12 protein-coding genes and 1 pseudogene are annotated in these 12,530 nt (G+C 37.0%); 6 read left to right on the top strand and 7 right to left on the bottom strand.

The features are described 5' to 3' along the window. Window positions 1–115 precede the first annotated feature (115 nt). On the top strand, window positions 116–739 hold the full coding sequence (locus tag ACH63V_RS13240) for a nucleotidyltransferase family protein (protein ID WP_396463762.1): 624 nt from the start codon (window positions 116–118) through the stop codon (window positions 737–739). Window positions 740–790: 51 nt separating this feature from the next. Here ACH63V_RS13240 and ACH63V_RS13235 read toward each other — a convergent pair whose 3' ends face one another. Both ACH63V_RS13235 and ACH63V_RS13230 read right to left on the bottom strand, forming a co-directional pair. Further along, entirely contained in the window at window positions 791–1,744 is a 954-nt protein-coding gene (locus tag ACH63V_RS13235) for a TerC family protein (RefSeq protein ID WP_396463761.1), read from the bottom strand. Between the two features lie 318 nt (window positions 1,745–2,062). Continuing rightward, window positions 2,063–2,659 (bottom strand): undecaprenyl-diphosphatase, encoded by a 597-nt coding sequence (locus tag ACH63V_RS13230; RefSeq protein WP_289736568.1) that lies wholly within the window; start codon window positions 2,657–2,659, stop codon window positions 2,063–2,065. A 137-nt stretch (window positions 2,660–2,796) separates the two neighbouring features. Between ACH63V_RS13230 and ACH63V_RS13225 the strand changes: the two genes are divergently transcribed. Beyond that, complete coding sequence (locus ACH63V_RS13225) at window positions 2,797–4,047, top strand: low temperature requirement protein A (RefSeq protein ID WP_233930763.1); 1,251 nt, start codon at window positions 2,797–2,799, stop codon at window positions 4,045–4,047. Between the two features lie 70 nt (window positions 4,048–4,117). Here the strand turns inward: ACH63V_RS13225 and mpl are convergent, their stop codons facing one another. Beyond that, a complete protein-coding gene (gene mpl / locus ACH63V_RS13220; RefSeq protein WP_396463760.1) occupies window positions 4,118–5,491 on the bottom strand; it encodes a UDP-N-acetylmuramate:L-alanyl-gamma-D-glutamyl-meso-diaminopimelate ligase in 1,374 nt (457 codons plus the stop codon). Between the two features lie 241 nt (window positions 5,492–5,732). On the opposite strand from mpl, the gene ACH63V_RS13215 reads away from it, so the two are divergent. Next, window positions 5,733–6,095, top strand: coding sequence for a DMT family protein (locus ACH63V_RS13215; RefSeq protein ID WP_004711246.1), 363 nt, complete (start codon window positions 5,733–5,735; stop codon window positions 6,093–6,095). A gap of 59 nt (window positions 6,096–6,154) precedes the next feature. On the opposite strand, the gene ACH63V_RS13210 is transcribed toward ACH63V_RS13215, so the two are convergent. Beyond that, the gene (locus ACH63V_RS13210; protein WP_311070318.1) at window positions 6,155–6,613 is read right to left on the bottom strand and encodes a hypothetical protein; all 459 of its coding nucleotides are present in this window, start codon (window positions 6,611–6,613) and stop codon (window positions 6,155–6,157) included. 228 nt (window positions 6,614–6,841) lie between these two features. Here ACH63V_RS13210 and purE point away from each other — a divergent pair, with 228 nt between their 5' ends. The 3 genes from purE (at window position 6,842) to ACH63V_RS13195 (ending at window position 10,475) form a co-directional block, all read left to right on the top strand. Further along, window positions 6,842–7,357 (top strand): 5-(carboxyamino)imidazole ribonucleotide mutase, encoded by a 516-nt coding sequence (purE, locus tag ACH63V_RS13205; RefSeq protein ID WP_311070317.1) that lies wholly within the window; start codon window positions 6,842–6,844, stop codon window positions 7,355–7,357. Window positions 7,358–7,366: 9 nt separating this feature from the next. Beyond that, window positions 7,367–8,488 (top strand): 5-(carboxyamino)imidazole ribonucleotide synthase, encoded by a 1,122-nt coding sequence (locus ACH63V_RS13200; RefSeq protein WP_396463759.1) that lies wholly within the window; start codon window positions 7,367–7,369, stop codon window positions 8,486–8,488. Window positions 8,489–9,176: 688 nt separating this feature from the next. Further along, window positions 9,177–10,475 (top strand): lytic murein transglycosylase, encoded by a 1,299-nt coding sequence (locus tag ACH63V_RS13195; RefSeq protein WP_396463758.1) that lies wholly within the window; start codon window positions 9,177–9,179, stop codon window positions 10,473–10,475. Window positions 10,476–10,540: 65 nt separating this feature from the next. Here ACH63V_RS13195 and ACH63V_RS13190 read toward each other — a convergent pair whose 3' ends face one another. The 3 genes and pseudogenes from ACH63V_RS13190 to ACH63V_RS13180 form a co-directional block, all read right to left on the bottom strand. Beyond that, window positions 10,541–10,915: a hypothetical protein gene (locus ACH63V_RS13190; RefSeq protein ID WP_077164428.1), complete on the bottom strand. Its 375-nt coding sequence runs from the start codon at window positions 10,913–10,915 to the stop codon at window positions 10,541–10,543. A gap of 100 nt (window positions 10,916–11,015) precedes the next feature. Then, window positions 11,016–12,026, bottom strand: a pseudogene (locus tag ACH63V_RS13185) (matrixin family metalloprotease). Between the two features lie 81 nt (window positions 12,027–12,107). Next, window positions 12,108–12,530 (bottom strand): matrixin family metalloprotease (locus ACH63V_RS13180; RefSeq protein ID WP_396463757.1); only part of this gene is annotated, 423 nt, incomplete at its 5' end.

Raw genomic sequence — 12,530 nt, 5'->3', positions numbered from 1 at the left:
AGTATGTTCGGCATAAAATACCGAATAGCTATTATCTATTATGTTTCTGATTAGGAAAGATAAATTTTAAGTTGGCATATGATATTGATCAGCACTTTTAAAGTACAGAGCTTCTATGTACTATTACATGGTGGATGACTTTAGTATTTTTCCAAATATGACAATTATATATAATAATTATCAACAAGATTTTATTGATTTGGTGATGAAATCTCCTTGTTTATTAAAGATATTATCTATCATTTCTCAATTGCATCCAAAAATTTATTTAAGTGCTGGTGCTGTAAGAAACACTGTTTGGTCATATTTACATGGCAAAACTTATGATTTAAATACAAGTGATATGGATGTGATTTATTATAATGCTGATGAATATGATGATAGTTATCAAAAAGAATTGCAAAGTGATTTAAAAAGCAAATTTCCAAATCAAGATTGGGATGTTGTTAATCAGGCTTTAGTACATACATGGTACCGTAAAGATAATGGTGAAAAAATTCAACTATTAACTTCGATTGAGGAAGCATTATCATTATGGTCAGAAACAGCAACAGCTGTAGCAATACGTTTCGACACTTTCGGTAATTTAGAAATAATTGCACCTTTTGGCTTATCAGATTTATTTGAATTGAATCTACGTTGGAATTCAGCTCTAGTTAGTTATCAGACTTTCAAAAATCGTGTAGAAAGCAAAAATTGGTTACAACAATGGCCAAAATTAAAAATAGTCAATTCCTAATTTAAAAAGGGCTTTCTATGAAAGCCCTTTAATATTATGTAAGTAAAGATTCTATGAGATGTGTCGCTTATTATGACGTAAAGAGAGGTAAGCAGTAATTGCTAACACGATTACGATAAAGCTTAACGAGATCCAGATTGGCATGTGGAATACATCAAGCAACAACATTTTCGCGCCAATGAACAATAAGATGATGCCTAAGCCATACGGTAAGTAATGCAATTTAGAAGCAGCGCCAGCAAGCAAGAAGAACATTGCTCGTAAACCTAAAATTGCCATTAAATTCGCCGTTAAAACAATAAACGGATCGCTAGTAACAGCGAAAATAGCAGGAATAGAATCTACCGCGAAAATTACATCTGAAGCTTCAACCAAAATCAACACTAGAAATAACGGCGTTGCCCACAATAAACCATTTTGGCGTACAAAGAATTTGTCACCATCAAGCTGTGGGGTAATACGCATGTGCTTACGTAGCCATTTTAGAGCTTTGATATCTTCAATATTGGTTTCTTCTTCTTGGCCTTTTAAGAACTTAAAGCCTGTATAAACCAAGAACGCACCGAAAATATAAAGCACCCAAGAGAACTCTTGTACGAACCATGCACCAATAAAAATAAAAAGGGTACGCAGTACGATTGCGCCTAATACTCCGTAGAGCAAAATTTTACGTTGTAATGCAGCTGGAATAGCAAACGCTGCGAAAATCATTAACCAGACGAAAACGTTGTCAATTGCGAGGGACTTTTCGAGTAAGTAACCTGCAAAGTATTCCATGGTTTTTTGGTTTGCTAAGGTCACCCCAACCGTTTGTTGTAGGTAGAGCCATAAACCACCACCAAATAAGGCTGCAACGCTTACCCACGCCACGCTCCAGTAAGCAGCTTGCTTAATTGAGACATCTTGACCTTGTTTTTGCTTAAAGCCCAAGAAGTCAATCAGAAGCATGACAATGACTATGCCAAAGAATGCTACGTACAGCCATAAATTGCCGATTGTTTCCATAAATCTTCCATACATCCGGCAACTGGGCATAAAAAAACCTCGACCAGTTGCCAGATGAATTAAACATCTGTATCAACATGATCAAGGTCTTGCCTACATCATGAATTTCACGATGCTCAGATACCGACTTTTTAATAAAAGTGTATTGACGATATCTGACACATAACATTGCTGTTATGTTTGGAGGAGGCTACTCCCCTTGTCAAACTAAATTCTGTATTGGATAAAACCTATCCAATTTTACATAGAATGGCAGATTTTTTTGTATTACGCAACTGAACTTAAGAGGGTGCTTTTAATCCCAAAAAGATCTACGCATTATTTAATCAAACCGCGGTCTAAAAGCGGTTTGCATATAATCTGGTAAAGGTGAATAAAGAATGCGGTCAAACTTGTACCGTAAGCATTCCAGAAGTAATAACCTGCTGTGTTGACCAGAAGCGCGACAATAAAAGCCCCCAACATGTCTAAAGGGAAATGCACACCTAAATAAATACGTGACCACGCCACCACAAATGACAAAAATAACAGAATCATTCCAATCATTTTGCGCTGAGCAAACAAATAAGACAACGCGATGGTGCTGAAAATCAGCATATGATTACTTGGAAAAGACGCTGTTGGTGCATGTTCAATAAAGGTGGTGCCCACACCCATTACAAATGGTCTTGGATGGTGATAAAACAAAGAAATAACATAACCCACTAAAAGTGATATGCAGGTTAAAAAGACAGATTTAATGACCCTATTTTTTAAATCTTGATCGCCATAAAACCATAAAAATGTAAGGATGAATAACAGGATATACAGGAGATCATTAGCAAAAAAGATAGCAAGACGAATGATAAATTGACTCGCATCCTGAGCACCATTTATGACATGGAATAAGCTAAGGTTGAGTGTTTCTAAAGACATTCATATTCCAAACAAGAACAAAAAAACGTGAGCTATGATAAAGAATTAAACCTATTGTCTTGATAAAGAATTGTCACAAAAATGAAATATAGTTTATTGATGAGTAAAGATTAATCAGCAGACCTAAATAATTTTTAATGCGTGATCTGGTGGTTAATATTAAAGTGTTAACGTGTTGGCACTTTATTCGAGAACGTTATTTTATGACTACTCAAGAAAAACAGAAAAAATTAAGTTTGAGGCCTTTATCTCCAAGAGATCCTAAACAGCCGCATAGAGCAGCAACTCCCCTCGAATTATTGTTCGATTTAATTTTTGTGGTCGCGATTGCAACAGCAGGTCAGCAGTTACACCACGCAATTATTGAAAATCATCTCTGGCATGCTCTGCCAAGCTACCTAATGGTGTTTTTTGCGCTGTGGTGGGCATGGATGAATTTTTCATGGTTCGCTTCAGCTTACGATAATGATGATGCATTGTATCGATGCCTTACTTTTGTACAGATTGTAGGTTCATTGGTGATGGCCGCAGGTATTCCTGATGTGTTTCGTAGTCAGGATTTTGACATCATTATTGTGGGCTATGTGATTATGCGCTTGGCTTTAGTCACCCAGTGGCTCCGAGCAGCAAAACATGATCCTGAACGGCGAGTTACGGCTTACCGCTATGCGATCGGTATAGTCTTGGTACAAATTGGTTGGCTTGTAGCTAACTTTGCTCATGTCCTTTCTATACCTCTATTTTTATGTCTAGTTGTGTTCGAGTTATTCGTTCCCATCTATGCAGAAAAACATTCGCCTACGCCGTGGCACCCTCATCATATTGTAGAGCGCTATGCTCTCCTCACCATTATTGTTTTGGGCGAATCAATTGTAGGTAGTTTTAATGCCATACGTGATGCGCTTGCGGCTCAATCTATCAATATTCCGGCTGTTTTTTTAATGATTGGCGGATTAATGTTGATGTTTGCAATGTGGTGGGCTTACTTTGATCGCAGTGAACAACATCATCATTTTAAAGGTGTGCGTCCATTTGTATGGGGTTATGGCCATTATTTTGTTTTTGTGAGTATTGCTGCCGTAGGTGCTGCGCTTGCCGCCGCCGTGGATGTTACTACCCATCATGCACATATCTCTGATTTATATATGGGTGTAATTGTCGCAGTAAGTGTAGTGCTTTATACCACTTGTATATGGATGTTATACGAGTTTGAATGTTTAGCTGGAATTTCTAAATGGTTTTATCCTATTACCGCGCTTATTATTTTATGTATTCCGTTCATTTGTAATAACGTGGGATATAGCGTGTTTGCGATGGGTATTGTCTATACGTTACGTTTATTCATCTCGAATAAATTTATAGAAGATATAGAGCCAAAGCAGGTTTAAAAACCATTAAAATAAAAAAACGGGTTTCAAACTGAAACCCATTTTTTTATTAAATCATCTAGAGAGAAAGTTAAGCAGCTTTTGCTTTTAATGCACTCAAAAGTTTTTGATGTAAGCCACCAAAGCCACCGTTAGACATAATCACCACAGCATCGCCCTCACCTGCTTCATTGACAATACGGTCAATAATTTCATCAAGTGAACGGCTGACTTGAGCACGGTTTGATGCAGCTTCAATTACAGGTTGTAAATCCCAGTCTAAACCTTCTGGCTGGTACCAGATAACGTCATCTGCTAATCGTGCTGAATGCGCTAAGCCATCCTTATGACTGCCCATACGCATGGTATTTGAGCGCGGTTCAATAATGGCCCATAAACGGCGCTCACCTAAGCGTTTGCGTGCGCCATCTAAAGTTGTATCAATTGCTGTTGGATGGTGAGCAAAGTCATCATAAACCTCAATACCATTGACTGTACCGAGTAACTCCATACGGCGTTTCACACCGCCAAAGTTAGATAAAGCTTCACAAGCTGTTGCAAGTGCAACGCCCACATGTTGAGCGGCTGCAATGGTTGCCAAAGCATTAGCTACGCTATGTTGCCCTGTCATGCTCCATTTCACTTCACCAACGGCATTGCCATTTTCGAGTACTTTAAAATGGCTGCCATCAATTGAAATTAATTCGGCAGATAAAGCAGCTTTTTCATTCGCTTCTAAACTTGTACGAATCACTGGCGTCCAGCAACCCATTTCAAGCACTTCATCAATATGCGTTTCAGTAATTGGCGCAATAATACGGCCTTCACTTGGAATGGTACGAACAAGATGATGGAACTGTTTTTGAATCGCTGCTAGGTCATCAAAAATATCGGCATGGTCAAATTCAAGGTTATTTAAAATCGCCGTTTTTGGATGATAATGAACAAACTTAGAACGTTTATCAAAGAAAGCTGAGTCATATTCGTCGGCTTCAACGCAGAAGTATTTACCACCGCCTAAACGAGCGCTTTCACTAAAACCCAGTGGTACACCACCAATTAAAAAGCCTGGGTTTAAACCAGCCTGATCAAGTACCCAAGCGAGCATAGTCGTAGTAGTTGTTTTTCCATGAGTACCCGCCACACCAAGCACATGTTTGCCTTGTAAAACATGATCGGCAAGGAACTGTGGACCAGAAATATATGGCAGGCCTTCATTGAGCATATATTCCACGGCATCAATACCACGTTTCATGGCGTTGCCGACAATAACCAAGTCCGGATGAGGCTGTAAATGGCTATGGTCATAGCCTTGCATGAGTTCAATACCTGCATTTTCTAACTGGGTAGACATTGGCGGGTAAACGTTTGAATCAGAACCTGTTACCTTATGTCCTAAATCACGAGCTAAAAGTGCTAAAGAGCCCATAAAAGTGCCACAAATACCCAAGATATGCAGATGCATTGCTCGCCTTCTCCACTGCTTTTGTACACAGTATTAATGTGAATTACTGTGTTTTCATTATTGATAAATTTGCCAGCAACGATAGCAAGGCTCAACTGGAAAAGATAGTCAAAATTCGTTGTTGTTCTATGTGTTTGAGGCACTCATAAAAGTACAGCTTTATTTTTTAGATTTAAGCTGAATTATAGTTTTATCTTTTATAATGTTTTTGATCCATATTAATACTTAAATCATCGTGACGATGAAGGATGTGCCTTTGAGCCCAACAGTTTTAGCTTTTGTGCTATTAATTATTTCGAACTGTTTTATGACACTTGCATGGTATGGGCATCTTAAGTTTTTGCACCATGCTCCATTCTGGCAAGCGATTTTATTCGGTTGGATTATTGCTCTACTGGAATATAGTTTTATGATTCCAGCAACTCGAATCTTGAGTGATCAAAACTGGACCTTGGGTGAAATGAAAATTACCCAAGAAGTAGTCACGCTTATTGTATTTGTGCCATTTATGGTGTTGCTATTTAAGCAGCCGTTTAAATTAGACTATGTTTGGGCCATGTTATGCCTGTTTGGCTGCGTCTATTTTGTATTTAGAAGCCAGTAATCAGCAATAGCTTGTATTGAATAACTGACTTTACAAGCTATTACTTTTCAAATACCTGATTATTTAGCAGAATATTTACACGCTTTTTTTAGAATTTTAGAAAATTGTTTATCTCTTGGCGTTGGGTCTTCATAGTCAAAAGCATAATTACTATCTAATGTAGTTGTACTCAAAGCGCCGTCCGGTTCAAAATTAGACATAGCATAACTATAGGTCTGATCGTCACAGTAAATACGATATTCGGTAATTGAATATACATTTCCTACCTCAGTTGCACCAAGATAATAACCAGTCATCAGAACTGGCTCTCTCTCATCAGTAGCAGATTTTCCAGTGACAATAAATTTCTCTTGTACCTTACCAGTTAATGCTCCACTTTTGATTTCTCCGTTATAACCCTTTTCTTTATTTAAAGTTTTAATGGTTTTTTGAAATTCGCTGATATTTAAATTTACTAAGGCCGCGTAACTCGTTGTTGTGCAAAGTGTGAGTGTTAAGACTCCAAGAAATTTTTTCATTATTAAGCTCTTATGAATTTGATTAAGCGCGTTATATTAATAAAATTTGAGAATGTGTCACTGTTAAAGCATGACATTTTTTTATGAGATTAAAAATATTTACAGAGCTGGTGAGTTAAATTTTCGTGAGATGAAAAATCAGTCTATAATAATGGGCTTCCGAACTATTTAAAACTTGGCTCTCGTCGAGATTTATCTTCTTTTACTTTTGTCTTTGGAACATTAGCAATGAATGCGGCCGCAGCACAAGACGCTCAACCTCTCGTTGGAATTATTATGGGTTCTCAATCTGATTGGGCAACTCTCGAAAACACTGCCAATATGCTTAAACAGCTTGGTGTCCCATTTGAAGCGGAAGTGGTATCTGCTCACCGTACGCCAGACCGTTTATTTGAATATGCAGAAACTGCACGTGATCGCGGTATTCAAGTGATTATTGCTGGTGCTGGTGGTGCTGCACATCTACCAGGTATGTGTGCTGCAAAAACTGACTTACCTGTGTTGGGTGTGCCAGTTAAATCATCAATTTTAAATGGCGTAGATTCATTGCTTTCAATCGTACAAATGCCAGCAGGTATCGCAGTCGGTACTTTGGCAATTGGTCCAGCTGGCGCGACCAATGCTGCGATTATGGCTGCTCAAATCTTAGGTTTAACTCGTCCTGAAATCGCAAAAAATGTTGCAGATTTCCGTGCTGCACAAACTGATAAAGTTGCAAGCAACAATATTCCGGGACAGGTTTAAGAGGCTGAAATGGATAAAACTATCGGTATTTTTGGTGGTGGACAATTGGGCCGTATGATGGCGCAAGCAGCTTTACCATTAAATATTCAATGTACTTTTTTTGAAGCAAATACAGATTGTCCAGCAGGTGTTTTAGGTCAAGTTTTTTCTAGCCAAGATGAACAAGGTTTAAAGCAGTTTATTGAAAGCGCTGATGTTTTCAGCCTTGAGTTTGAAAATACGCCTGTTGCGGACGTAGATGTTTTAACACAAACCAAAACATTGCACCCTCCCCGTGTTGCTTTAGCGACTGCGCAAAATCGTTTGTCAGAAAAAGCATTGTTTGATGAACTTGAGATTCCTGTTGCGCCGTATCGTGCTGTAGATAGCATGGAAAGCTTGAAAAAAGCTGTTGCTGAGCTTGGTTTGCCGATTGTACTCAAGACGGCAACTGGCGGATATGATGGCAAAGGTCAGTTTGTACTTCGTTCAGAAGACCAAATTGATACAGCTTGGGCTGAACTTGGTCCTGCAAAAAGTTTAGTTGCTGAAAGTTTTGTGAAATTTTCTCGCGAAGTTTCGATTATTGCAGTACGCGGTCAAAATGGTGAAGTAAAAACTTGGCCATTAGCTGAAAATCACCATCACAACGGTATTTTGTCGCACTCAATCGTACCTGCACCGAACAGTGAAGCTCTACAACCTGTAGCTCAAGACTACATTACTCGTTTGTTAAATCATCTCAACTATGTTGGTGTCCTGACTCTCGAGCTATTTGTGACAGAACAAGGCTTATGTGCAAATGAGATGGCACCACGTGTGCATAACTCTGGCCACTGGTCAATTGAAGGCGCCGTATGTTCACAGTTTGAAAACCATATTCGAGCTGTTGCAGGACTACCATTGGGTTCAACAGACGTTGTTCGACCAACGGTTATGATCAATATTATTGGTCAGCATCCTAAAACTGAAGATGTTTTGGCACTAAATGGCGCTCATCTGCACCTTTATAACAAATCAGAACGTGCTGGCCGTAAGTTGGGCCACATTACATTAATCCCTGTGGATAGTAATGAATTGACGAATTTATGCCGTCAATTAGCGAAAATTTTGCCAGAACCACTCGCATTGACAGCTGATATGACCATTTAATTAAGTTAAAATTTCTAAAAAGCGATCTTCGGATCGCTTTTTTTTGTCTTTTAAATTTAAAAAATTTAAGAAACCTAATGTTGTTCTGCTGTGGATAACTTTTATTAAGCTTTTTGAATTTAAATAAAGGTTCTAATTTTGAATTTAAAAAATCAAATAAGTCGTTTTGGTGATTTTGAATTTAAAATAAGTTATCCCCAATGCTTAAAGTTTGAATTTAAATCTGGTGCTCCAGCTTGTGTTTGTTTTGAATTTAAAAAGAGGTATGTTGTCTGGGTGGTGTTTTGAATTCAAAACTACATCTAACTTTTAAATTTAAAACATGTATTCATGAGTAGCTAAGGCCTTATAATTCGTAAGGATGATGAAAAGTATAAAGAATATAGTGTGTAAGGTAGTTTAGGTGTGGGTTTTATAAGTTATCCACAGGTGGATTGGGTTTAGGTTTTTAAATTTAAAGTGATATTTTGAATTTAAACTACAGGAGAGATTTTTGAATTTAAAAACCAATTAATCTTGTGTAAGAAGTTTTAAATTCAAAACTAGATGTAAAATTTGAATTTAAAACTTTGGAAATGAATTTAAAGAAGTAATTATGAATTCAAATTTACGATTTCTCTCTGAAAATTTTGAGTCCATAATGGTATGGTACAGACAAATTTAAATTTAAAAATTGAACTAGGATAATATGCGACGTTTTTCTTGTATTGTTGGGTCTATATTTTTGGCAATGACTCAGGCTCAAGCAGAGCTGGTAATAAATGGTTCTACTTCTACAATATCTAGTAATGCGACTGTTCCAGTAACGAATAGCAATACTTATACGCCTAATAATAATTTCCAGAGTTGTTTAGCAAATTTACGTTCACAGGCAATTGCTGCTGGAGTTTCAGGTAGCACTTATGACCGCTATACGCAAAATTTAACGCCAGACTACTCAGTAATTGATAAGTTAAATTATCAGCCAGAATTTTCTACACCGATTTGGGACTATTTATCTGGTCTTGTAGATGAAGAGCGTGTTGAGCTGGGGAAACAAAAATTAGCGCAATATCGAGATGTTTTAAATCGTGCATCTCAAGCTTATGGCGTACCAGCTGAAACAATTGTAGCAGTATGGGGTGTTGAAAGTAATTTTGGAGATATTTCTGGAAAATATCCTTTATTGCAAGCACTTGGAACATTAAGTTGTGAAGGGCGCCGACAAAGTTATTTCCGTACAGAATTTTTTGCCACTATGCGTATTTTACAACGTGGCGATTTAACCGAAGATCAACTTAAAGGCTCATGGGCTGGTGCATTTGGACATACACAGTTTATGCCATCAACTTATGAACGCTTAGCTGTTGATTTTGATGGTGATGGTCGCCGAGATTTAGTGTCGAGTACGGCAGATGCATTGGCATCGACGGCTAATTTCTTAAATAAAGCGGGTTGGCAAACGGGAATGCCTTGGGGTTTTGAAGTCAAAATTCCGTCAGGTATGTCAATTGATGGAGAAGGACGCCGCTCTAAAAAATCATTGAGTAGCTGGAGTGCACGTGGAGTAACCCGAATTGATGGTACACCTTTAATTCAAGGTGCTTTGTCGGATAGTACGTCTGCCGGTTTAATGGCACCAGCAGGAGCAAATGGCCCAGTGTTTTTAGTATTTAAAAATTTTGATGCCATTTATAGCTATAACGCAGCCGAAAGTTATGGACTTGCGATTGCACATTTATCTGATCGCTTAAAAGGTGGCAAGCCATTCGTTGCTTCTTGGCCAACAGATGACCCAGGTACTTCACGTGCAGAGCGTCGAGAGATTCAGCAATTTCTGATTAATCGTGGCTATGATATTGGTGCTGTAGATGGCTTAATTGGTGATAAAACACGTATTGCTATCCGTCAAGAGCAGACTCGTTTAGGTTTAAATCCAACTGGACGGGCAGGGCAGCAAATTTTAAGAGCATTCCGTCAGGAACAAGCCCGAAAAATGATGCAATAAGGCATGCATTAAATAAAAAAGGTCTGCATATGCAGACCTTTTTTATTTAGCAGTTAAACTATGGATTAATCTAGCTTTACAGCTTCCAAAATGTCCAAAATAACTGAAGTGACATCTTGGCTTAAATCACGATCATTAAAGATTTCATAAGCAGTAATAGTGACATCGGTGTCACTTGGTAACTGCTTCTGTTCTTCTTCGATTAGATGTTCGATGGGTAGTAATGTCTGCTTAACTTCAAGATGTAAAATATCTTTATATTCAATATTTTCATCTTCAAGTTCAATTTCTTGCTCATTAAAATAAGGCAGTAAAATAGAATGAAGGTACGGTTTAAGTTCAATAATATCAAATAGTTCGATATCTCGAGTTTGTTCAATCGTACTAATGTGGTCATTTACTTCAATCAGGATATGATAATAACTCATCTTGATCTCCATTCTATTTTAGACGGCTCTTACAACCACAATAACATGACTTTGACATGAATTTCGATGTATCTATTTATAAAATAGATACATCATTATGTCTCATATCTAATTATTGAGGTAAAGCGTTTAATAGATCACGATCAGCGTCAGTTAAAATATCACTTTTTTTATCGCTGTCTTTGCGAACTGAGTACATTAACGCGCCTGGTTGATCAGAGTGTTTTAAGCCAAGTGCATGACCTAATTCATGAGCAATCGTTAAACGTAAATCATCAATAGAGCTATACTCATAGATTGTGATTTGTTTACCGTTATAAAGACCTTTCTTAAATACATCAGCTTGTGCATTTTGCTTAAACTGATTTAATGATTGATTGAACTGGTCATTAATCTGGTTAAAGTGATTAACCTTTTTGTTTAAGCCCGCAGCTTGCTGATTGTAAGCAGCAATATCTTTCTTTAAAGCAACTGTCTGTTTCTGTAAATCTTTCTGAGTTTTCGCAAGAGATTTTGCCGTGTATTCAGGTGCTAATTTACCTTCGTTAAATTGCATCATTTGTTGATCAAAATTCTTCAATTTCTCATTTAAGATCTGTTTTTTGTTTTCAAGATCAGATTGAGTTTGACTTAAATTTTGCTTCAACTGCTTAATTTGCTGTTGTTCATCAACTACGCGTTGTTGATCTTGTTTAAATTGAGCAGAGATTTTTTGACGCTGTTCTGAACGATTTTTGCTGTCATCGTATACAAGACGAATTTCTAACTTTGCATTTGGATCATAAGTAAAGTAATTTTTACCCGTACCTTCTTTCCAAATATCAGCAGCTTGCTGAGTAATCTGAATCAATTGATCTTGACTTAAACCAAAACGAGGATCGACTTCAGCAATTTTATATGTCAAATGTTGAGCATTTTTTTGCTGAACTTGAGTGTTTACAGGAGTTGCAAGGTGAGCATTGGCCTGAAAATTAGAAAAAGCAAAAGCCAAGCCTAATAACAAAGATGTTAAGCGCATAGTCGTCAGGGGGAGATTTTAAAAAAAACGTATTATAAGAAGATAAAATGAAAAATCAATCAAAAAATATACAATTTTGATAAATAAATGAGACTTTAGTCTCATTATTTTTTACCGTTTGCCAAATTATTTGTTAGTAAAATTTGAACAGTTTTAATTTTATTTAGTTTATTTAATCAGTTAGTTTTAATGATTTTCGTTATTAGAACTATAAAATGAACTCAGTAAGTCTAAATCTGAATGTGTTAATTTGAAGTTATGAATATCTTGCTCTTTTAAACGAGGATACATTAAAGATTTAGGGTCAGTAGTGTGTTTTAGTCCCAGTGCATGTCCAAATTCATGGGCAAGTGTTAGACGCAAATCATCAAATGAATTAAAACCATAAATTTGAATCTGGTTTTGGCTAAACAAGCCTTTATGGAAAGTCTCTGGACTAGCCGTTGTACTTAAATTAAATTGTTTAATAGATTGACCAAGCAGACTTTGCTGTTGATTTATTTGCTTAATTTGTGCATTAAAATTTTCTATTTTATTGTTATGTTGAGAAAATTTTGTTTTTAACTTTAATGATAATTCGGTTAGCTCAGCTTGACGTTTAATTAAATC

This window comes from Acinetobacter sp. ABJ-A23_2 (assembly GCF_044538765.1).
Lineage (GTDB): Bacteria > Pseudomonadota > Gammaproteobacteria > Pseudomonadales > Moraxellaceae > Acinetobacter > Acinetobacter nosocomialis_A.
Note: the sequence above shows the minus strand (reverse complement) of the source record. Positions and strands in the feature narration are given on the sequence as shown.

Coding starts and splice junctions, on each gene's coding strand:
- ACH63V_RS13240 (WP_396463762.1), top strand. CDS start 116: ATGTACTATTACATGGTGGATGACTTTAGTATTTTTCCAAATATGACA.
- ACH63V_RS13235 (WP_396463761.1), bottom strand. CDS start 1,744: ATGGAAACAATCGGCAATTTATGGCTGTACGTAGCATTCTTTGGCATA.
- ACH63V_RS13230 (WP_289736568.1), bottom strand. CDS start 2,659: ATGTCTTTAGAAACACTCAACCTTAGCTTATTCCATGTCATAAATGGT.
- ACH63V_RS13225 (WP_233930763.1), top strand. CDS start 2,797: ATGCGTGATCTGGTGGTTAATATTAAAGTGTTAACGTGTTGGCACTTT.
- mpl (WP_396463760.1), bottom strand. CDS start 5,491: ATGCATCTGCATATCTTGGGTATTTGTGGCACTTTTATGGGCTCTTTA.
- ACH63V_RS13215 (WP_004711246.1), top strand. CDS start 5,733: ATGAAGGATGTGCCTTTGAGCCCAACAGTTTTAGCTTTTGTGCTATTA.
- ACH63V_RS13210 (WP_311070318.1), bottom strand. CDS start 6,613: ATGAAAAAATTTCTTGGAGTCTTAACACTCACACTTTGCACAACAACG.
- purE (WP_311070317.1), top strand. CDS start 6,842: ATGAATGCGGCCGCAGCACAAGACGCTCAACCTCTCGTTGGAATTATT.
- ACH63V_RS13200 (WP_396463759.1), top strand. CDS start 7,367: ATGGATAAAACTATCGGTATTTTTGGTGGTGGACAATTGGGCCGTATG.
- ACH63V_RS13195 (WP_396463758.1), top strand. CDS start 9,177: ATGCGACGTTTTTCTTGTATTGTTGGGTCTATATTTTTGGCAATGACT.
- ACH63V_RS13190 (WP_077164428.1), bottom strand. CDS start 10,915: ATGGAGATCAAGATGAGTTATTATCATATCCTGATTGAAGTAAATGAC.